At 60.4% G+C, this 20,459-nt stretch carries 17 protein-coding genes and 1 pseudogene; 14 read left to right on the top strand and 4 right to left on the bottom strand.

Annotated features, from left to right (window positions below; genetic code table 11):
* Positions 1 to 561 precede the first annotated feature (561 nt).
* Positions 562 to 1,383 (top strand): SGNH/GDSL hydrolase family protein, encoded by an 822-nt coding sequence (locus HQ306_RS18645; protein WP_222633085.1) that lies wholly within the window; start codon positions 562 to 564, stop codon positions 1,381 to 1,383.
* 1 nt (position 1,384) lies between these two features.
* Here HQ306_RS18645 and HQ306_RS18640 read toward each other — a convergent pair whose 3' ends face one another.
* The gene (locus tag HQ306_RS18640) at positions 1,385 to 1,531 is read right to left on the bottom strand and encodes a hypothetical protein (RefSeq protein ID WP_222633084.1); all 147 of its coding nucleotides are present in this window, start codon (positions 1,529 to 1,531) and stop codon (positions 1,385 to 1,387) included.
* Positions 1,532 to 2,772: 1,241 nt separating this feature from the next.
* On the opposite strand from HQ306_RS18640, the gene HQ306_RS18635 reads away from it, so the two are divergent.
* The gene (locus HQ306_RS18635) at positions 2,773 to 3,786 is read left to right on the top strand and encodes an O-antigen ligase (RefSeq protein ID WP_222633083.1); all 1,014 of its coding nucleotides are present in this window, start codon (positions 2,773 to 2,775) and stop codon (positions 3,784 to 3,786) included.
* Positions 3,787 to 3,918: 132 nt separating this feature from the next.
* On the opposite strand, the gene HQ306_RS18630 is transcribed toward HQ306_RS18635, so the two are convergent.
* Positions 3,919 to 4,674, bottom strand: a complete 756-nt coding sequence (locus tag HQ306_RS18630) for an SGNH/GDSL hydrolase family protein (RefSeq protein WP_261770070.1) — start codon at positions 4,672 to 4,674, stop codon at positions 3,919 to 3,921.
* Positions 4,675 to 5,366: 692 nt separating this feature from the next.
* Between HQ306_RS18630 and HQ306_RS18625 the strand changes: the two genes are divergently transcribed.
* The 4 genes from HQ306_RS18625 to HQ306_RS18610 all read left to right on the top strand — a co-directional run bounded on the left by HQ306_RS18625 (position 5,367) and on the right by HQ306_RS18610 (position 10,197).
* Complete coding sequence (locus HQ306_RS18625; RefSeq protein WP_222633081.1) at positions 5,367 to 6,683, top strand: hypothetical protein; 1,317 nt, start codon at positions 5,367 to 5,369, stop codon at positions 6,681 to 6,683.
* Positions 6,684 to 7,049: 366 nt separating this feature from the next.
* Complete coding sequence (locus tag HQ306_RS18620; protein WP_222633080.1) at positions 7,050 to 7,736, top strand: nitroreductase family protein; 687 nt, start codon at positions 7,050 to 7,052, stop codon at positions 7,734 to 7,736.
* A gap of 326 nt (positions 7,737 to 8,062) precedes the next feature.
* The gene (locus HQ306_RS18615) at positions 8,063 to 8,827 is read left to right on the top strand and encodes a polysaccharide pyruvyl transferase family protein (RefSeq protein ID WP_222633079.1); all 765 of its coding nucleotides are present in this window, start codon (positions 8,063 to 8,065) and stop codon (positions 8,825 to 8,827) included.
* On the top strand, positions 8,824 to 10,197 hold the full coding sequence (locus HQ306_RS18610; protein ID WP_222633078.1) for a glycosyltransferase: 1,374 nt from the start codon (positions 8,824 to 8,826) through the stop codon (positions 10,195 to 10,197). The genes HQ306_RS18615 and HQ306_RS18610 overlap by 4 nt, the downstream gene beginning before the upstream one ends.
* 76 nt (positions 10,198 to 10,273) lie before the next feature.
* Here the strand turns inward: HQ306_RS18610 and HQ306_RS22790 are convergent, their stop codons facing one another.
* Together HQ306_RS22790 and HQ306_RS18600 are read right to left on the bottom strand one after the other, a co-directional pair.
* Entirely contained in the window at positions 10,274 to 11,437 is a 1,164-nt protein-coding gene (locus HQ306_RS22790) for a glycosyltransferase family 4 protein (protein WP_222633077.1), read from the bottom strand.
* Complete coding sequence (locus HQ306_RS18600) at positions 11,434 to 12,018, bottom strand: WecB/TagA/CpsF family glycosyltransferase (RefSeq protein ID WP_261770106.1); 585 nt, start codon at positions 12,016 to 12,018, stop codon at positions 11,434 to 11,436. Before HQ306_RS18600 ends, HQ306_RS22790 begins: the two co-directional genes overlap by 4 nt.
* Before the next feature lie 420 nt (positions 12,019 to 12,438).
* Here HQ306_RS18600 and gmd point away from each other — a divergent pair, with 420 nt between their 5' ends.
* From gmd to HQ306_RS22350, 8 genes and pseudogenes are all read left to right on the top strand, one after another.
* Positions 12,439 to 13,461: a GDP-mannose 4,6-dehydratase gene (gmd, locus tag HQ306_RS18595; protein WP_222633076.1), complete on the top strand. Its 1,023-nt coding sequence runs from the start codon at positions 12,439 to 12,441 to the stop codon at positions 13,459 to 13,461.
* 6 nt (positions 13,462 to 13,467) lie between these two features.
* On the top strand, positions 13,468 to 14,445 hold the full coding sequence (locus HQ306_RS18590; protein WP_222633075.1) for a GDP-L-fucose synthase: 978 nt from the start codon (positions 13,468 to 13,470) through the stop codon (positions 14,443 to 14,445).
* A gap of 483 nt (positions 14,446 to 14,928) precedes the next feature.
* Positions 14,929 to 15,028, top strand: a pseudogene (locus tag HQ306_RS22785) (DapH/DapD/GlmU-related protein); the annotation flags it as partial.
* Between the two features lie 551 nt (positions 15,029 to 15,579).
* The gene (locus tag HQ306_RS18580; RefSeq protein WP_222633073.1) at positions 15,580 to 16,857 is read left to right on the top strand and encodes a hypothetical protein; all 1,278 of its coding nucleotides are present in this window, start codon (positions 15,580 to 15,582) and stop codon (positions 16,855 to 16,857) included.
* The gene (locus HQ306_RS18575; protein WP_222633072.1) at positions 16,854 to 17,753 is read left to right on the top strand and encodes a glycosyltransferase family A protein; all 900 of its coding nucleotides are present in this window, start codon (positions 16,854 to 16,856) and stop codon (positions 17,751 to 17,753) included. The genes HQ306_RS18580 and HQ306_RS18575 overlap by 4 nt, the downstream gene beginning before the upstream one ends.
* Positions 17,750 to 18,592, top strand: coding sequence for a glycosyltransferase (locus tag HQ306_RS18570; RefSeq protein WP_222633071.1), 843 nt, complete (start codon positions 17,750 to 17,752; stop codon positions 18,590 to 18,592). The genes HQ306_RS18575 and HQ306_RS18570 overlap by 4 nt, the downstream gene beginning before the upstream one ends.
* Before the next feature lies 1 nt (position 18,593).
* The gene (locus HQ306_RS18565; RefSeq protein ID WP_222633070.1) at positions 18,594 to 19,940 is read left to right on the top strand and encodes a lipopolysaccharide biosynthesis protein; all 1,347 of its coding nucleotides are present in this window, start codon (positions 18,594 to 18,596) and stop codon (positions 19,938 to 19,940) included.
* Positions 19,941 to 20,080: 140 nt separating this feature from the next.
* Positions 20,081 to 20,458: a DapH/DapD/GlmU-related protein gene (locus HQ306_RS22350; RefSeq protein ID WP_307096247.1), complete on the top strand. Its 378-nt coding sequence runs from the start codon at positions 20,081 to 20,083 to the stop codon at positions 20,456 to 20,458.
* The last annotated feature ends 1 nt before the right edge of the window (position 20,459 follow it).

The raw sequence follows: 20,459 nt of genomic DNA, 5'->3' as shown, positions 1-20,459 counted from the left end.
GACTCTCTTGGCCCAAAGAACCGACCGGAGGGGCAGATTGGCGTTTGAGGCTACTTCCTTCGAGCCTTCGCGCAACTCTTATTTCTCGAATGGGTCCGCTGACCGCCTGCTATATGACGAACTAGGCAGGCCCAGGGATCAAGTCCCTGTGGAGTACCGGCTGAGTACTGGCGACAGAGTCACTCTGTCCACAGACGGATGGGAGAGACACCAGGTTGGAACGCTTTCGGGCCATCGTATTTTTGTAGAGGACTTGATCGCGTTAGGCGCAAACTTTCACGGCGGGGTACACCTCAAGCGCCCGTCGACCGACAAAGAGATGGTGCTTTCCAAGCACGAGTTGCACTAGATGCACCTCCTCCTTGACTCTCAAGATCCCGTTTCCTACGAAGGGCCGCTCTATGGTCTTCGCGCCATCGGCAGAGTGACTCGACGGGAGTTCAATACCCGGTATCTAGGCGTGATGGGAACTCGGTCGGTCGTAGCGCGATCTGTCAGCGAACTTCTGGCATCCCCCCGCGGACGGTCTCGCCGAGCAATAGAGCAGTCCAGTGCGGCAGAATGACCCGCATGGTGAATGTGGGCAAGCGGTCGGGCGACGGTGGGATCAGCGAACGGACAAAAGTCATCGCGGTCTGCGGCGTCGTCGCTCTCCTGGTCGCGGCGATCGCAGGTGGACTCGCGTACGACTCCCACCGAAACGCCCAGGCCGAAGCACAGGTCGCGAACGTAGCTCCCGCCACGATCGACCCGGCCACGCTCCCTGGCAACACCGCGCGCCCGTCGCTGACGCTGCCACCGAACCCGCGCGTGCTGTTCGTCGGTGACTCCTTCACCGAGGGACACGGCGCTGACGACAAGAAGACGCGAGGCTTCGCACCCCGACTGGCCGGCATCGAGGGGTGGACGAATTACCGGGTCGACGGTATCGGACTCACCGGGTTCCTACGGCCAGGCGTCAACGAGGAATCTCATCGCACGTACGCCGAGCGGATCCAGCGCGCGTACGAGGCGGGTGAGCCCGCGCCCGATCTGGTGATCTTCCAGGGTGGGCTGAACGACTCGCGATACGACTCGGGTCCGCTGTTCAATGCCGTCCGCGACACCATTACTCAGACGAGGGGCTATTGGCCGAACACACAGATCGTGCTGGTCGGCCCGATGTCCTACCGGTCGTCGCTGAACAAGGTCAACAGCGCGTATTCAAGTGCGGCTGCCGAGACGTTTGCGGTCTACATCGATGTGAACCGAAACCCGATCATCTCGAAGGAGCGGTCGAAGGAGCTGAGCATCGCGGACGGGTGGCACCCGAACGATGCGGGCCACCAGATGATCGCCGAAGCGCTGGCGACCCGCATTGCCGAGTTCGAGCCCAGCCAGTAGGTCAGGCTGCGATGCCCATCATTCGGGCCGCCGCCCTCGCCGCCACGTCGAACCCGCCCGTAATCGCGTGCAGTCCATCCGTCAGCATCAGCGCGGCCACCCCACTCAAGTCGTAGGTGAAGGCGCGGTAGAGGTCGAGCTGCCCCACCGCTTCCGCGCTGCCAGACGCGCCAGCTGCCGAAGCCGTAGCTGGTGGCTGATGGCGTACGCCGCCTCTGTCCCACAGGCTTGTATGCGGGTTCAGGAGGATCGCGATCGGGCTACACCAGAAGTGCGGTCGATCACCGCCGTCACACTCGATTTGTACCGCGCCGTCCACGTCGGGCCGCCTGCTCGTGCGACTGGCTGAGGAACATCGGGCTTTGGCCTTAGTCGTAAACCATCGCATCGAGGACGCCCACAATCTGAGTGATGCCCGGACCCGGACCAGGACGCGTTCGCGATGTGTAGCGTCGGTGACCGGTAGGTAACACACTGGTGGCTGCGTTGCGCTCCCACAGTCGAGTCAGGATCGGGGTCAGTGACCGACCGGCATCTCCCGCGGGGATTTGCGCTCCCCGACACTGATGACCATCCTCGTTCCGACCGACCCCTAACCTGAACCGCCGACCTCGAAGAAGTGCGCTGCTTTGAACGAGAGCGCTGTGTACGAGAGGTAGGTCAGGCTGACACTCGACCCGAGCTACGTCTCACTTCGTGACGGCTGGGCCGCCTGGCCACTATCGACTCCGCGACCCTCGATCCCATTTGACTAGTGTGTTGCAGCCCGGCGTACGGGTGTCTGCTGACAATGCCGAAAGGACGAGGGCAGTCGATGGAACTCCGCATCGGCATCTCCGGGCGGCGTTATGCGGGCTGGCGGCGCGACCTCTACCCCGCGGGGTTACGCCCAGCGTCGCGAGCTCGAGTACGCCTCCAATGCACTGACCTATATCGGAATCAACGGCTCCTTCTATTCCCTGCCACGAGTGTGTGGATGGCGTTCGACCTCCGGTCGATCGTCGCCGCATCCGCTTGCTGAGCATCGCGGGGTTCATACCTGGAGTCGTGGTGTGGTCGGGTAGTCGCAGTACGTCGACCACACGGCGTTCGCGAGTACGTTGCGCGGCTCGATCGCCTAGCGCGCGGATGGGTGGCGCAGCGGGTAGTTTTCTCCCAGTGAGTGCGCCACCGATGTTGAAGCCGCGAATGCCCGTCATCATCCTTGTGGCATTGGCGTGGGCGCTCGTTGTTGACATCCCTACATCTGTGCGGCTGGGCCCGCTCAGCGCATCGGGGGCCGCCACGTTGGGCCTGGCGGCGTCTCTTTTGATGACGGCGCCTCTGCTCATCGCCACACGAGCGCGCTCTCGACCTCCTACGGGGGAGTCCGCAACTCGCGAGCCCTACATGCCCGAACGGTTCGACGAACGTTCGCTACCGATCGTCATGGTCGTGTTCGTCGTGGCAGCAGTCGGTCTGCTCGCACTTCGACCAAATGCCGATGGTCTGCAGAACGTGGCGGTGTACGTCATCTTCATCGCGACGATCCCGATAACTGGTGCACTGTGTTCGGCTGGAACAACAGCGTCGACGTTAAAGTGGTTGCGCCGCATCGCCATGCTCGTCGGCGCGGTCACCGCAGCACAGTCCCTCGTCGGAGTAGAAGTTTACGGCCCGCGCTCAGTGGCGCTCGTCCTTGTCGTGTTCACAGGCATCGCGCTGGCACTGCCCAGACGAAACACTTTCGACCGCCTGTTGCCCTTCCTTTTGATCGCTTCGTGTGCGCTAACCCTGTCGAGGACAGCTTTGTTCGTGGCCGTTGTCCTGGTACCGGTTTCCTACCTGTTTACCGCGGCGCAAAACCGACTCGCGAAACTTCTAGCTGTCGCTATTCCGATGGCCTATCTGATGTACGTGCTCGTGACCACATGGGCCCCACTTCGCGATCGCTTCTTGCAAGGTGATGCGGCATACTCCGCTGGAGGTCTTGACCTCAATACCTCTGGACGCACAGTCCTGTGGGAGATGACGACCGACTCCTGGCAGCAATCGCCGCTCCTCGGCAAGGGGCCTGGTTCCGCGTCCTCACTCATTTCGGCGAGGTTCGACCGCATCGCCCATCCTCACAACGAGTACCTACGAATCTTGCACGACTTCGGCCTCATCGGATTTGTGCCGTTCGCCGTCGGGTTGGTGCTCATCACGGTGGCGGTTTGGCGGCGTGCGCAACGCTTGCCGGGGCCTGTACACAAGGCAGCTGTGCTCTCTCTACTCGGCGTTCTCGCCGTCGCGTGCACCGATAACGTGTTGATATATCCCTTTGTGATGCTCCCCGTGGGGGTCCTGGTTGGATTGTCGATGGCTCACCCCTTGCCCAAGCGCCTGCGATCTTCCCCAGTCGGTGCCATGGCTACGGCATGACAGGTGATGGGGACACCATCTGGCGTCAACTCTCACTAACTAGTCCTAGCTTGAGCCGTGATATCGCTCGTCCGCCTTCGACGCAGCACAGGAGTGAGTGCAATCAACTTTGAGTGAGCGGTCACGGCTCGGCTACTGGCGCTTCTCGAACTCTGCGATCCACGCGACGCGTGTCTCGGCGATGACCTGGTGACCCTCATCGTTCGGGTGCCAGCCGTCGGCGCTGATCAGCCGTGCACGTTCACTGCTCGCGGTGATCGGCTTGCCCTTCGCATCGACGTACGGGATGTCGGCTTCATATGCGCTGCGCGCATAGGTGTCGTTGACCGCGGTCAGGTCCGGCGATGACGTGATGGGTCCAAGGAGGATTAATCCAGCGTCCGGGAAGTATTTGTGGGCGACCTTAACAGTTTCGATGACTATAGCTTGTAAGGCTTCCGGCGGGTAAGGCTTGTCGTTTGCGCCGGCCTGAAAGATGATGGCGTTCGGTGCGTAGGACATGGTGAAATACATCTGCTGCAGCCAATCCCGGAAGTTGCGGTGAGCTTCTTCGCTGATGCCGGGTGAAAGGAACCCGAAAAGTGCAACGCCGTCCACGCGGTAGTCGTTCCAGCCTTCTAGTGCCGCGAGACGCGGCGCGAATCCGAGGGTTGTCTTGTCTGTGGTGGCGGTTCCGTCGGTCAACGAATCTCCAAGAAACAACACCCGCGAATCGTCCGGTGAAACAGGGAGGTTCGGGGGCCGTTTCCTGTGAGACGGAGTACGGCGTCGACTCTGTCGCGTTTCGGTCCTCGATCGCGGGAGCGCCGCCACCCAGCAGCACCAGCACCGCCGCCACGACGCCGCCGATCCCCCACTGGTTTCCCGTGATCCGTTTAGCGTTGGCATTCTGCCTTACGCTGACCCGTCTGCGCGCGCCGAGCGTCGTGACATCTCGAACCGTGGACCATAACCGCAACTTCGGTCCGTTCAGACGCAAAGCGCGGCCAACAAATGTGAAAATCACCACATCATCACTTCATGCAGGGCGGTTCGACATTCAAATCGATTCAACGCATTACGCGCATCCGTCGCATGCGTCATTCCTGGAGGACTGTGTGTCACAGGTTTAACAAGCAATGATGGTAGGAACTTGTACCAAACCGGTTGTAACCCGGCGCTGGCTGTCGCGCTCGGAAACCTGGTGGTCGGAGTGGTTGTCTGCCCTAAGTGGTGGGGGCGTGCGAGCACCTGCACGTTGATCGTATAGGTAGAGGTCACAACTCATCGGACACAAAAACGGGAAAGTACCCTATTTAACCCCTGGTTCCGGGCATATCGGCGCAAACTCGTATTGGTCTCCAGTCAATCACGCACGTCCCTTCGCCGGGCATCACCGATCTGGCTGAAGTAGCATAGTCGCGTGTGCGTGATGGCTAAGGCGACAACAGACGGGTCGTCGACGCGACAGGCCCAGCAGCACGAGCGGCTTCCGCTCGTCCAAATGGAACCCCGCTTGCTTCATCACCACTTGATGATTGCTATTCGTTCGGCGGTGCAACCTTGACCCGAGCGGATGCCGTGTCATGAGACTCCGGTTTGTGAAGAAATTTTCCCTATTTTTAGGCAACACAGCTTTGCTGTCGGTTCCGACTTTGCTCCGTGTCGTGAGCATTTTGGCAGTTACTGTCGCTCTTGGACGATCTCAGGTAGGTGGACCAACTGCTGTAGGACAGTTTTCAGTTTTGTTGGCGTTCGTCGCAATTGCTCAATCTGCTGCTGTAGGTGGCATCTCAGGTGCTGCTCTGCACAAACTGGTGACTGCATCGCCATCGCAGTGGCTGCCCGTTGTGCGGGTGATCTCTGCGGCCCGTGTGATGTTGCTCCCATTGTGCTTTACCTCTGCATTCATGCTTTATGTACTGCTTGTTTTCGACGGCTCCCTGACAAGATTAGCTTTGATATGTTTTTTCGTCGGATACGCAGTCGGTACGTACGACGTAGGGGAGTTGATCTTCACGAGCGTTGGACGCTACTCAACTCTTGCGACCAGGCGGTCACTGGTAGTTCTGGTGCTAGCAGTGCCAAAGATTGCGTTTGCACTGTGGGGAAATTTGGATGCCGTGCTGATCTTGCAAGGATTGGAGATGTGTCTGAGTTCTCTTGTAATGCTCCTGTCACGCTTTGTTCCGGTTATGTCCTTGACGCCTAATTTAGAGGCGCTTCACGGAGGCTTCAACGAGCTTGTACGAGTCCGGCTCTTGTGGATCTCCAGTATCGTCGCCGTCCTAGGTATGAGGGTTGACGTCTTGCTAGTGGCGGCCCTGCTAGGGAATGACGCAGCTGGTCAGTACTCAACAGCGAGCCGCCTCGTCGAGGCGGCCTCGATCGTGGCAGCCTCTGTTGGAACGCTAGCGTTGCGCGACTTGTCGGCCAATTCTCTGAAGGCGAAAACGTACGGCGACGCCATCCGCAGGAATGCTAAACTGACGTCCGTCGTGGGCGTCGTCGCGGCTCTCACCTCCGCGGCTCTTTCCCCGTTCTTAATCATGGCTTTATACGGTCCTGAATTTCGGATTGCGAGCCAACTCTCAATCGTTTACTCCGCGACCCTGATCATAATCTTCTATCGGCAACTGGTCAGCAAGCTGATGGTCATCGAATCGGCCTTCCGACTTAGTTTTATGTCAAATGCCTTGAGCGTGCTCATATCAATTTGTGCAGCCTTGGTATTGGTCCCGAAGCTGGGGTTGTGGGGTGCGGTTATAGCAACTTTGCTGGCATACTACGGGTCTGTAGTTGTCGGACTGGGTGCGACACGTCAGGGTCGATTCATGCTTTCAGCATCACTCTTGAGTGTAGTGAGTAGGAATGCGAGCGATCGGGCCGCCGAGAAGCTAGTGGAAAGTAGGTCCTAAGTGGCGAGGAATAAGTACATCAGCGCTCTGAGAAGTCGTTTGGGCCCGATCCGACGTAAGGTGGCGTCTCAGGTATCCGAGTTCGGGCTCCGGGCGGCCGGCCCAAAGTTGTACTTCGGCTTCTCCGGTGACTTCTCCGGCGAGCAAAAAGCTGTGGCTTCAGGAAGGCAAGCACACAGAAACGCAGTGGTATCGCACTCAGGCCAAATGTTTCTTCGTCGATCGATTCATCGTATCGAGAAGGGTCTTAGTCAACCGAACTTGCGAGATTCCTTTGCGACGGACTACATTCTACCGGCGACAAGGACGGCAATTGCGATCGACTCGTCGGGTGCAGACCCAGGCGAATCGAAGTGGGTGCGAGATGTGCTTGACGAATATTTTGCGGTGACAGCAAAGTCGCAACGCGTAGAAATATTGAAAGCGCGCGAACTGTGGGCTTCGCGCGCAGACCGAGTTTCTGTCGATGTGGACGGCAGTCAGTTAAGGCCGTTTCCGTACCGTCCATGGAGGGAGACTGCTGCCTTCGACGTTGTGAGGGAAGTGGCCGCACACCGTCGATCAGTTCGTTGGTTCGAGCCCAAGCCGGTGGATCGAGCAACTGTGATGTCGGCGGTCGAGGTTGGGCTGATGGGTCCGAGTGCGTGCAACCGTCAGAGCTTTCGGTTCTTCCTGTTAGAAGATGATGACTTGAGAGGGAAAGTGGCAGCGGTCCCTATGGGCACGGCCGGCTTCGCCGACCAGATACCTCTTGTCGGCGTGATAGTCGGCCAGCATCGTGGGTACGAGCACCAAAGAGACCGGCACGCGATCTTCGTCGACGGTGGCTTATTCGCGGCCGGATTCATTGTCGCTCTGGAGGCGAGCGGGCTCAGTAGCTGCTGCATCAATTGGCCCGAGCTGGAGGACAAAAATATCGCAATCCAAAAACTCTTGGACCTTGACGAAGACGAACGCGTCGTCATGCTGATTGCCATCGGTTATGCCCAGGAAGGGCAACTGGTACCGAGAAGTCACAAGCGGTCGGTTGAGAACGTGGTGGAGTGGTTATGAGTGCAGGCGTCATCCTTATACACGGGATCGAAATCAAGGATCCGGCTCGGTCGAATAGGGGAGCCGAGCAACTTTTAAGGAGCGCTGCCGAGCGAGTTATCGACTGGGGCCTGCGACCCGCCGTTACTGTAGGAAAAGTTGCCGCGTCTATAAGGAAAGAATTGGGGCTAATCGAGTACGTCGGGAATCCGCGACTCTCGAAGCTCGAGCGTTTGGTTCCCGGTGCGTCTACATCGTCTTACTGTACGGCGCGCGGGCTCGCGGGCGTGCTTGACGTCTCCGGGTTTGTTCTAGGGGACCCGTGGGGAGTGGATACTGCACATTGGTTGGAGAAGAAGTTCGGCCTGTGGAACAGCATCAGCGGTCCGGTCGTGATGTTGCCACAGGCGTTCGGGTCTTTCGACAAGGTGGGTATGGTCGACGCGGCCCGACGTGTCCTTGGGGAGTGCTCGAACGTCTACGCCCGTGACGCGAAGTCGCAGCAGTACCTTACTGAGCTCGGTACAAGTGCCTCGATAGGTTCTTGCGTCGACATCACACTTGGCGTCCGTCATGAGAAGACGATCTCTCGGACTGACGAGCTAGTGCTTGTTCCCAACTGGAACCTCACCCGTGTGGTGGGGCGATCCGAGTATGTGCAAACGTTGGTTGGCGTATCCCGCTGGGGCGCTGAGCGTGGCATGTCGGTAGTTGGCCTCCTACATGAGGGCCCGAGCGATCTGGAACTGTTGAAAGCTGTTTCGAATGAAGTGGACATCGAGATCGTCGACAACGAATCCGGTTGGCAGGTCAAGGAGAGACTGGCTCGCGCCAGGCTGGTGGTGTCAGGTCGATACCACGCCATGCTAGGCGCATTGTCATCCGGTACACCGGTGGCGGTTCACAGTTGGTCACACAAATATGCTGCCGCACTGGAGGCTTTCGGGGTGGCTGAGTGGCAATGTGATCCATCCGATCCGCAGGTGTCATTAGATTTGTTGAAAATACTCGATGCAGGTGATTTCGAGTCCGATTTGCAAATTCGAGCGGATAACTTGGCAGATCAAGTCGGTGCGATGTGGGACGAAGTAGCAAAGGTGTTTCTGAAATGAACGAAACCAAGAACAGTGTTTCGCCGCTGGTCAGTGTTATCATGCCGGTTTTCAATGGCGCTTTGAACATGACCGAAGCGATCGATTCCATCCTTGCCCAGACGTATTCCGCCTGGGAACTCCTCATTGTGGATGACGCGTCAACTGACAACTCCCTCGAGATCGCGCGTCGTTATGAAGAAGCGGATTCGAGAATCAAAGTGATCAAGATGGAGCAAAATTCTGGATCAGGGACGGCTCGAAACCTCGCTATCGATATGTCGACAGGTGAGTATCTGGCTGTCATGGACGCTGACGATGTGTCGTTGCCGCATAGACTCGCCTTAGAGGTAGAGACACTGAACGGCGACGAAGCGCTCGTGGCAGTTGCGATGCAACTCGAAGAATTCGGTCCATGGGGCGGTCCGGTCCGGTCAGTGTGGCCGACTGATTCTGACAAGATTTCCGCTCGTGTTCGGGCGGGAAAGATTCCGCTTCCGCACCCTTCCACAATGTTTGTGGCCAAAGCTGTCGAGGCATGCGGGGGGTACGACGTGTACTGCCGGCGGGCGCAGGACTACGCGCTTTTCTTGAAGCTTGGCGATCAGGCGTTTGCCTGCCTGCCGACTGTTGGTGTCCGTTACAGGACCGAGCGACCAGTATCGTTCTCATATGTCCTCAAGAACGAGCGGTATGCCGAGCTTGCTCGTCTCCGTCATGGTCCGGACGCGGTGAGCCGGTCGGATAAGTCCGCTCATGTCACGCGCGTCCCTGCCGCGTCCCCGAAGATGGTGGTGCGCGCGGCAGTGAGTTGGATCAAGCGTGGTCTGAACGAACGCATATCTTCTCAGTTGAGTGTCGAGGCAGAAGCTTCTGGTGTGTGGCCGACTTGGAGTACCTTGCCGAATTATATTGCTCTCGAAGGGAGAGCTAACCTCCGTGAACCCAAATCTTTCATCGTGGTTGTTTTTCTACGGGTGTGCCAATGTCTTATTGTGGACCGCGAACGTCCCCGATTACTCGGGCGAATAGCCACCATTTTCTATCGCGCCGTGACTGAGATGGTGTTCGGTATCGAATTGCGGCCGAAGACCCGCGTCGGAATCGGCTTGGTGATCTTTCATGGCGTCGGGCTAGTTGTCAACGACCAGGCCGTGCTTGGAAGCGGGCTGATTTTGAGAAACGGCGTGACCATCGGGAATACTTCTGCTAGCGGTGGGTCGCCGTCGATCGGAAATGACGTCGAGGTAGGAGCCAATGCGGTGATAATTGGCAGCATCTCGATCGGCTCCGGCGCAAAGGTCGGGGCCGGAAGTGTTGTCACCAGAAACGTTGCGGCCGGAACTACTGTCGTCGGCAATCCGGCGCGACCGATAGAGTCGCAACGCTGAAAGATTTGGAATCCAGGGTTTGGCTCGCGGTACTTCGTAATAGTACGTATGCGAATCGGTCTGTGAACGTTCGATACTAGTGCGAGTGTCTTGTTGTCGAATTGCTACGAACTGCCTCGCGATATATGAGTTCGATCGACTCGATCCACGTCGAGCTGGAATATGAGTTAGCGTGTAATCGCGATGCCGCGTTTTGGTAGTTTTCTGACCCGCTTATCAGTCGTTCAAGCGCTCGCGCGAGGTCGTCTCGCCCATCGTCGATACCGAATATGACGCCGGCACCTCCGGACGTAAGCAAGCCTGCTGCCGAGATCTTATTCGACAGAAGCAAGGGTGTTCCGACCGCCAGCGCTTCGAGCGCAACCGTTGGGAGTCCTTCAGTCCATAGACTCGGAATGACCAGAGCGAAAGCTCGCGAAACATGGTCGATCGTTGCCTGATGGTCGAGACGACCCAGTAGTTGTATGTTCGAGTGATGACGGTAGGTTTCTCGGATCGATTCTTCTTCGGGCCCGGTACCGATTATTGACAGTCTTCTGTCGCTGGGCCACTGACGCAGAAGTTGGCGAATTCCTTTCTCCTCGGTGAGGCGGCCCACGAAGACGAATCCGTTTTTTCCGGCAGCAGGTGCAGAGGACCTGGCATCGGTGAAGTTTGGCAGTAACCTCACTCGCTCGCCTCCGAGTAGATCGCTGTAGAAAGAGTACGCGTCTGCGTTGAGTGTCAGTATTCTGGATGAGATTTCCAACAAAGCGGAGTGCTTGCCTTGGCCGCGCGTGGCAACAGCCAACGGCAGTGTGGCAACCAAACTGTCTTGATAGCACCGGTGTCTGAGCGAATTCCAGGAGCCTCGTGTGGGGCAATCGTGACAGTCGTGGCCGTCTCGCCACAAGAGACCATTGGAACAAACAGTTCTGTAATTGTGAAGAGTTGCGATAATCGGTCCGCGCCATTTCCTGACCCAACGCGTTCCCCAATTAGGAAAAAGATTGTGGACGTGAACCACGTCGGGAGCGAACGCTGCTAGTTGTGCGGAGGGGTCTGGCCCGACACCGGTTGCGGTTGTCAGGGCTGCGATTGCGGGATATGAACGCCTGTCCAAATAGTCGTCGGTGTCTTTGGTGATTAAAGCCACCTCGTGGCCTGCGCGTTCGAGGGCTGCGACTTGCAGCCGCACCACCGTATTCTCACCACTGGGGTTGTCGGATCGATAGAAACTGTGAACGACCGCAATCCTCATCTTTTTGATCGCAATGCGGCGAGCACGAAGCGGACGTTACCGAACAGGTAACGACGCCAGAGTCTCCTAGGTTCGGTAAGTAGTCGATAGAGCCATTCGAAACTACTGTTCTGAACCCAAATCGGTGCTTCCTTGCTGGTCCCGGCGATGAAATCGAATGCCGCGCCTACTCCGATACAGGGCTTGTTGACGAGGGGCGCCAGGGCAGCTGCTACAAAATCCTGCTTGGGCGTTCCCATCGCAATCCACACGATGTCAGACTCCCGAGCGTTCACTTCGTCGGCGATCTCTCGGATCATCTCGTTACTGACCGGTGCGAACTTGGGAGCGTGGGTGCCAGTGATCTCTATTCCGGGATACCTGCGTTGCGCCTCAGACTGCAGCAGCTCGAGAGTGGAAGTAGTCGTCCCGACGAAGAAGTGCTTCACGCCGTGCTCTCGGCCTTCGTCCAAGCACTGAGCGAAGAGTGAGGGTCCCCGGACTCGTCCCGGACGTTGTCCCCCTGCTTTGGTCCGTCGCATGAACCACACCACCGGGGACCCGTCGGGAAAGTTCATACCGGGACCTCGAAGAACATCCATGTAAGTGTCGTCACTGTTGGCTGCGGCGACGCAGTATGCGTTAGCTAGGCGAATAGGTTGTGCAGCCTGGTTACGTGCGAGGGTCATCACCGTTGAGGTGGCTTTTGTGAGCGAGGTCACCTCGAAAGGAACGGAGCCGACGGAGACTCGCGCTGTGGCTGTATCTGTATTGCTTTTCGCTGTGGACACTGTCGAACCCCCTGACGCGCAATCGACCTGCACGTTCGATTATCACGACCTCGTTACTGTGTGAGGTGATAATAGTCTGGCCGGTTGTGGCTCGCTACTCGAGGCATGGTGCTCGGTAGCGGTTCCTAAACAGCGGCAGGCAATAGATTTTCGTCGCTCGAGTCGCCTGAAAGTTGCTGTCGTGATTAAGATTATGCGTCATATGCCGCTTGAAACAGTAGGGGAACTGTCGTGAAAACTGCTCTGATAACGGGAATCACCGGGCAAGACGGCTCCTACCTTGCCGAGTTGCTGCTGAGCAAGGGCTATGTCGTCCATGGGCTCATTCGGCGGTCGTCTAGTTTCAATACCTCGAGAATCAACCACCTTTATGTGGATCCTCACGATCCGGACGCCAAATTGTTCCTTCATTACGGTGATTTGAGCGACGGTGCCCGGCTGGTGACCTTGATGTCGGAGATTCGCCCGGACGAGGTGTACAACTTGGGCGCTCAGTCGCATGTGCGGGTGAGCTTCGACGAGCCCGAGCACACCGGTGACACCACGGGCATCGGTTCCATCCGCCTTCTCGAAGCGGTCCGTCTGGCCGGCGTGCAGTGCCGCTTCTATCAAGCGTCGAGCTCGGAGATGTTCGGTGCGTCGCCGCCGCCGCAGAACGAGGACACGCTGTTCTACCCGCGGTCGCCCTACGGAGCGGCGAAGGTCTACTCCTACTGGGTGACGCGCAACTACCGCGAGGCGTACGGCCTGTTCGCCGTCAACGGCATCCTGTTCAATCACGAGTCGCCTCGCCGAGGCGAAACGTTCGTCACGCGGAAGATCACGCGTGCGGTCGCCCGCATCAAAGCCGGGACCGAAAAGTACCTCTACATGGGCAACCTCGATGCCATCCGCGACTGGGGCTACGCACCCGAGTACGTCGAGGGCATGTGGCGGATGCTGCAGGCGGACGAGCCGGAGGACTTCGTGCTCGCCACCGGCGGCAACTACAGCGTGCGCGACTTCCTCACCACCGCGTTCGAACATGCCGGCTTGGACTGGGAGAAGCACGTCAAGTTCGACGAGCGCTACCTCCGGCCCACCGAGGTGGACGCGCTCGTGGGAGATGCGAGCAAGGCCGAAAGTAAGCTGGGTTGGAAAGCCTCGGTGCACACGCCCGAACTGGCCAAGATCATGGTGGACGCAGACATTGCCGCTCTGGAGCACGAGGGGCGGCCGTGGATCGACTCACCTGCGCTCCCCGACTGGAAGTGACGACGTATGCCTGAAGAGCCGCTCGACTTCGTGCCGACCGCCCTCGATCGTTCTTCGACGGTGTACATAGCCGGTCATCGGGGGCTGGTGGGATCGTCACTCTGGCGCCACTTCGAGGACCAGGGATTCACCGACCTCGTCGGCCGTACGTCGTCCGAGCTGGACCTGAAGAACCGTCAGGCAGTGTTCGACTTCTTCGCCGAGTCGACGCCGGACGTGGTGATTCTTGCTGCCGCCAAGGTCGGCGGCATCATGGCGAACAGCACGTACCCGGTCAACTTCCTCAGCGAGAACCTGCAGATCCAGGTGAACGTTCTCGACGCCGCGCTCGAGCACAAGGTGCAGAGGGTGCTCTTCCTGGGGTCGTCCTGCATCTACCCCAAGTTCGCCGATCAGCCGATCCGCGAGGATTCTCTGCTGACCGGGCTGCTGGAACCGACGAACGACGCGTACGCCATCGCCAAGATCGCCGGCATCCTGCAGATCCAAGCTGTGAGGCGGCAGCACGGTCTCCCGTGGATCTCGGCGATGCCCACCAATCTCTACGGACCGGGTGACAACTTCTCACCGAAGGGCTCGCACGTGCTGCCGGCAATGATCCGACGGTACGACGAAGCACGGCGCAACGATGCCGCCACAGTGACCAACTGGGGGACCGGTACCCCGCGTCGAGAATTCCTCCACGTGGACGACATGGCATCGGCGTGCCTGCACCTGCTCGAGCATTTCGACGGGCCCCAGCAGGTGAACGTCGGCACGGGTGTGGATCACACGATCGAAGAGATTGCCGCCATCGTGGCGGACGCCGTCGGCTACACCGGTGACATCGAGTGGGATACGACGAAGCCGGACGGAACGCCTCGAAAGCTGTTGGACGTCTCGACCCTGAGGGCGAGCGGTTGGTCACCCGCGGTGGGTCTCGAAGGGGGCATCAGCGCGACCGTCGACTGGTTCCGTGAGCACATGGACACCATTCGCGAGTGAGTCGATGTACCGGCGGCCGGTACGGTCGGTCCTCGAAACGCGCTCTCATGCTGCATGATCGGCCGTGAACTGCCGACCATCGAACTCGAGAGAAGTGTCGCCATGACCGGTCTACCGTCCCGATCCGCCATTTCAGCGGTTTTCTCCGACGAAGTCGCACCTCTGCCCCGAGACTTCTACCTGAACACAGTTCTGGCGAGTCCGCTGGTTCCTCGTCGCGCTCGCGTGCAGGGTCTCCGGGCCACCGGACACGACGTGCATTCCAGCGCCATCATCAACCCGGGATGCTTCCTCGGGAGCTGGTCCGGTCTGACGATGGGACCTCGGTCCATCATCAATTACGGGTGCTTCCTCGACCTCGGTGCACCCATTTCCATCGGTGCCGGATCAGGACTGGGGTACCGCTCGATGCTGGTCACCTGTGGCCACGACATCGGTACAGGCCTCACGCGTTTCGGAGCGGCCCGCAACGAACCGATCGTCATCGGTCGTGGCGTCTGGATCGGCTCCAATGTCACGGTGCTTCCAGGAGTGACGATAGGGGACGGGGCTGTCGTCGCCACCGGCAGCGTCGTCACCAGAGACTGCGAGGCGAACACCCTGTACGCCGGGGTGCCCGCAGTCGCCAAGAAAGTCGTCGGACCTCCGCTCGAGGTGTGATTCACACCGATCGAAAACCGGGCGGTTTGCAGGGCGGACGTCACGAGGTGACGCACTGCCGCTGATTTAACGGACATTCGATCGAATCCGGGTCGCACTGTCCGCGCTCTTACCGGGTAAGTCGGGCGGCCCCGTGGAAAACAGCCTAATGCCATTGTTCGAGTTGCCTGTTAATGGAAGTACTCCTTTCTGATTCACCTGCACCCCTGACCCTTTACGGAGGTATGTTTCTCGGCAGGTCGGCTGTGTCCGCCCAGGAGGATCGGACAACGGGGGGTGCACGAGATGACGGCAACGGACACCGCGACTGCCACCCCGATGCCCGTCGTCGAACTGTCCGGCGTCGAGACGATAACTACCGGCACACCACAATCGGCGTGCCGTACGAGCGTCGGCCGGGAGAGTGACGTGCCCTTGCCCGTCTCGGAGCCGGCTACACTCCGAGTCGCTGCTCGCTCCCGTGGCGTGTTGATCATGCTGGGCAGCACCGCCGTGTGGCCGCTGGTCAATATCAGTGCGACGGGTTTCTCCGTGGTGTGCATCGCCATTTCCGGTATGTATCTGATGCGGTGGCCGACACCGCGATCCTTCGTTCCGATCGTGCTTGTCGGTTTGGGAAGCGTCGGCTATGCAGTGTCCGCAGCAGTCAATGGCACCAGTCCCACCAACCAAACGATGTTGGTATTTCCCGCAGTGGCGTTGTACATCGTGGGCATATCGGTGTTGGCGTCGTCCCTGGACGAGATCCTGGCGCTTCTGGCCGGTATCAGCCTGGGAACCGTCGGCTTCTACGTCGTCCTCGGTACCGATCTCACCACCGGTGGATCGCTGGCAGACATCTGGAAGTACGGCCTCGCACCTCCGATGACGGTTCTGTTTCTCTACGTGATCGCATCGAAAACCGTGAGACCGTGGTGGTCCGTCCTGGCCCTCACCGGTCTCGCGGGGGCGAGTGTCCTGCTCAACTACCGTTCCCATGCGTTGATCTGCGTTCTGGCCGCCGTCGTGGTGCTCTGCCGCGGTCGACGGGGCCCGATGTCGCGAGTCCGAACGGCCGTTGCACTTGCAGTAGCAGGTATCGCGTTCTCCGTGGTCATCACGTCCCTGGGTGCGAACGGCACTCTGGGTTCGAAGCTCCAGGAGAAAGTCGAGCTGCAGGCCACTGCGCATGTCTCACCGCTTCTGGCGGGACGTACCGAGCCGCCGCTGTCACTGACCGCCATCGCGGCGCGACCACTGCTGGGATGGGGCAACGCCGACCGGATCGACTCCACGACCTTCGCCGCCGCGCGTCGTTTCGCGAGTGAGCTCGGTTTCGCCCGTAGTTACCCCATCGAATATCTCTGGCGACTCCCCAACGGTTCCGTGTCACTCCACTCGATCATTCTTGGATCTTGGGCCGAAGGCGGCGTGCTGGCCGTCCTCTTCCCGGTGTGGTTGCTGTTCGCCGCCGTGCTTCTCGCGTCCGGACCACTCGAGGCCGGACGGTGGATGCCTCTCGTCATCACGGTCGGCTTCCAGTCGGCATGGGACCTGGCGTTCTCACCGTGGAGTTACAACCTCGCCGCGGTATGCGCCGTCGTCGCCTGCCTCGCTGTCCGTCTCACCGTTCGACGCCGCGGAGTACGGGTGTCCGCCCCGCCCCACATCTCGTCGCGACCATCGCTCACGCGGCCTCCGCGTCCGCATGCACCCACACCGGTGGAGCCCGTCTACACGGGCCGGCATCGATTACTCGAGGAGTCACAGTGACCGTCAGCGTGATAGTTCCGACCATCGGTCGCCCCACCGTCCGTCGCGCGGTGGAGTCCGCGCTCGACCAGACCTGCCCACCTGACGAGGTCATCGTCGTGATCGCCGACGACGACCGTGTCGGGTTGGACTTGCCCGTCCACCCAGCGATCCGCCTTGTGTCCGTCCCGGAACGCATCGGCGCATCCGCGTCTCGGCAGGTCGGGATCCGGGCGGCCAGGGGAGACATAGTCGCCTTGCTGGACGACGACGATCTGTGGCATCCGTACAAACTGGAACGTCAAGTCGCGGAGGGACTCGCCACCGGCTCGGACCGGTGGATCGTCGCGTGCCGCGCAGCCGTTCGTGGCGTCGGTCGCCGCGAGAAGGTATGGCCGAGAACGGTGATCGGACCGGCGCAACCAGTGGCCGACTATCTGTTCCGCCGCTCCACGTTGTTCTTCGGCGACGGAATGCTGCAGTCGTCCACACTGTGCTTCCCGCGGGACGTTGCGCTCGAGGTGCCGCTGGACTCGATCGGAGACGCGGTGCACGACGAACCCACATGGTTGATGACACTCCAGGCGACGTTCGACGACCTGGTGATCCGACAGATCGCGGAGTGCTACACCATCTATACCGTGACATCGGACTCGGTGTCGCGCTCGTTCGACGACCGCACCGCCGACTATATCGACTGGGGTGACACACATCTGGGGTCCAGCTCGCCTCGGACCCGCGGCGACTACTTCCTGACCAGCGCAGTGACGGCCGCAGCGTCCGCACATTCGGCCAGCGGCGTCGTGTCGGCCATCGGACACGGGATCACACACGGCCGTCCAGGGCCCATGGCGTACCTGTACGCGATGGCGAAATTGGCCGTCGTCGTCGCACCGATGGGCAGGCGAGTCGGGTGACCGGACCTCCCGGCGACGCTGTCACGTTCAGTGTCGTCACGATCAGTTACCAGGACGAGGGCGGTCTCCGGCGCACCATCGCCAGTACCGCGGAGCAGGACTACCCCCACGTCGAGCACATCGTCGTGGACGGTGGAAGCGGTGCGCGGGTCGAAGCTATGTTGCAGCACAGTGCCGTTCGGCAGTGGAGGTCCGAGCCCGACGGTGGTCGCTACCCGGCCATGAACATCGGATCGGCGCTCGCGAGTGGAGACGTCGTCTGGTTCCTGCACTCGTCGGACACGTTCTCGCATCCCGGTGTGCTGTCCGAGATCGCGTCCGCCCTGGGGTCGGTCGCTCGAGCCCGCACGTGCTGGGGCTTCGGATCGGCACGGTTGATACCTCCCCACAGTGGGCACGACGTCTGGCGCACGACCTCGTTCGACCGCACCGCATTCGCTTTGGGCACTCGCCCGATTCCCCATCAGGCCAGTTTCTTCGGGCGCGATGTCCTCGCCTCTGTCGGCTCGTACGACGAACAGTTCGGAATCGCAGCCGATCAACTACTCATGCTCGCCGCGTCGCTGCACACCCCACCACTGGTGGTCGACGACGTCCTCTGCGACTTCGATACGACCGGGGCGGGGACGGTGCGTGGACTGCGCGAGCACTACGCGGACGTGCGTCGTATGTGGGACACCGTCGAGTGGTACCCCATCGGGGGACGCCGTGCATCGCGACTGGTGTCCCGAGTCGTGGAAACGCGTGCGCGAGTCGGGCTGGCGGCCCGATCGGCCGTCACGGCGAACCGTGCCAGCCTCTCGCGTTCCTCCCCGCCGCGCACGGCGTCGGAGATCTGACATGACCAGTGCACGATCCGGAACCGGATCGGCAGGCCTGCTGGAATCCGAGCGCCGATCCCTGTTCTACAGCACAGGTTTCCGTATAGCCGGGACACCGGTCATCGCGGTCTGTGGACTCGTGTCGACCGCGATCGTCGTTCGGTCCACAGGTGAGGCGGTCTACGGACTGGTGTCACTGATCACGACAGTGGGCCTGCTGCTGCCGTTCGCGGACCTCGGCATCGGCGCGGTGGTCACCACTGCGGTGTCGAAGAGCACGAACCTGCCTGACGACGCGCATGCTCATGCCGTCGTCCGCCGGGCGTACTCGGTGCTCGCTCTCGTCGCAGTCGGACTGACCCTCCTGGCGTGCGTCATCGCTGCCCTCGACGCGTGGGGTTCGCTCCTCGGTATCCGTACAGGGCCCCAGGATCGGTGGGCGATCACGGTCGCCGTCATCGTGTGGGCGTGGACCGTTCCCGCCGCACTGAACCTGAGATTGCTGATCGGTTCCGGACGGAATCACCACTCGGTGGTAGTGACGATGTGTATGTCCGTGTCCGGACTGATCCTCGTCGCTTCGGCTTACGCTGCCGGGGTACGAGGCATCTGGTTCGTCGTGCCACCACTGCTCGGTGCGTTCCTGGTGAATGTGGCAGGCACGGTCTGGGTCTTCCGTCTGTTGGGACGTCGGTCCATCCTGGGTATCGCCGCCGAGGATCGGTCGACACGGCGGCCGAGCACACGGACTCTTCTGCAGGGGTCGTTCTGGCTCTTCGTCATCAGCGTCGGCGTTCCCTTCGGACTGCAGTCCCAGCGAGTGGTACTCGCTCATCTGTCGACACCGATGGAGTTGTCCGCGTATGCACTCGCTGCTCAGCTCTACGGTGTGGTCTGGGCCGTCTTCTCCACCGCGGGAGCCGCCTTGTGGCCCATCTTCGCCTCCCGCACGTCGGTACCCGAACTCGTTGCGCTGTGGAAGAAGTGCGTCGCGTTGTTCGCCGTGTCCGCGGTGCTGGCGTCCGTCCCGTTCGTTGCGCTCGCACCGTTCGCTGCCCGTGTCCTGTCGGGTTCCGAGATCGAGGTGTCTGTAAGCCTGGCAACAGCATTCGCCGTCCTCCTGGTAGTCCAGGTCGCACATCTCCCCACCGGTGTCCTCCTCATCCAGGCCAGTGAGGCGCGATGGCAAGCGTGGTGCCTCGTAGCGATGGCGGTCACGACCTCGGCCGCAGCGATTCTGCTCGCGCCGAGTGGTGGTGCGCCGGCCGTCGTGATCGTCACCGCAGTGGCGGTGTGCGTATGTCAACTACTGCCGGGGCTCGGCCGAGCCCCGGCTCTGCTCGCACGACGCCCGGAGGTGGTGTGATGGCTTTCCCGCTGACAGTTCTCCCCTTGTTTCGCGGACTCGCGAAATTCCACCAGTCCGCGTACATGAAACTCGTTGTGCGATTGATGGATCGGGCCGGGGTCGAACACGACGGGCGTCCGCTGTGGATATCGCCGAGCGTGCGTTTCGACATGTTCGGGCCGGGAGCTATCCGCCTGGGCAACCGATGTGTGCTGTCGGAGAACGTCGTCCTGCTGACGCATGATTTCTCGCTCGATCGGGTGTCGGAGCGCCGTGGCATGCTCCCCGAGAATCAGGAGTTGTTCAGTGCGTCACCCATCGTCATCGGTGAGCAGGCTTTCGTCGGGCTCGGCACGGTAGTGCTTCCCGGAGTGACCATCGGGGCCGGCGCCATCGTCGGGGCGGGTTCGGTCGTGACGTGCGACGTCGAACCGGACACCGTCGTCGCGGGTAACCCCGCTCGCCGCATGGCGTCCACAGATGACTTGTGGGAGCGGCGGCGCGGCCGATTCGACATCAGAGAACGCCGGGGGTGAC

It is taken from the genome of Rhodococcus sp. BP-160, assembly GCF_019836205.1.
Classification (GTDB): domain Bacteria; phylum Actinomycetota; class Actinomycetes; order Mycobacteriales; family Mycobacteriaceae; genus Rhodococcoides.
This window is presented reverse-complemented; position numbering and strand designations above follow the sequence as displayed.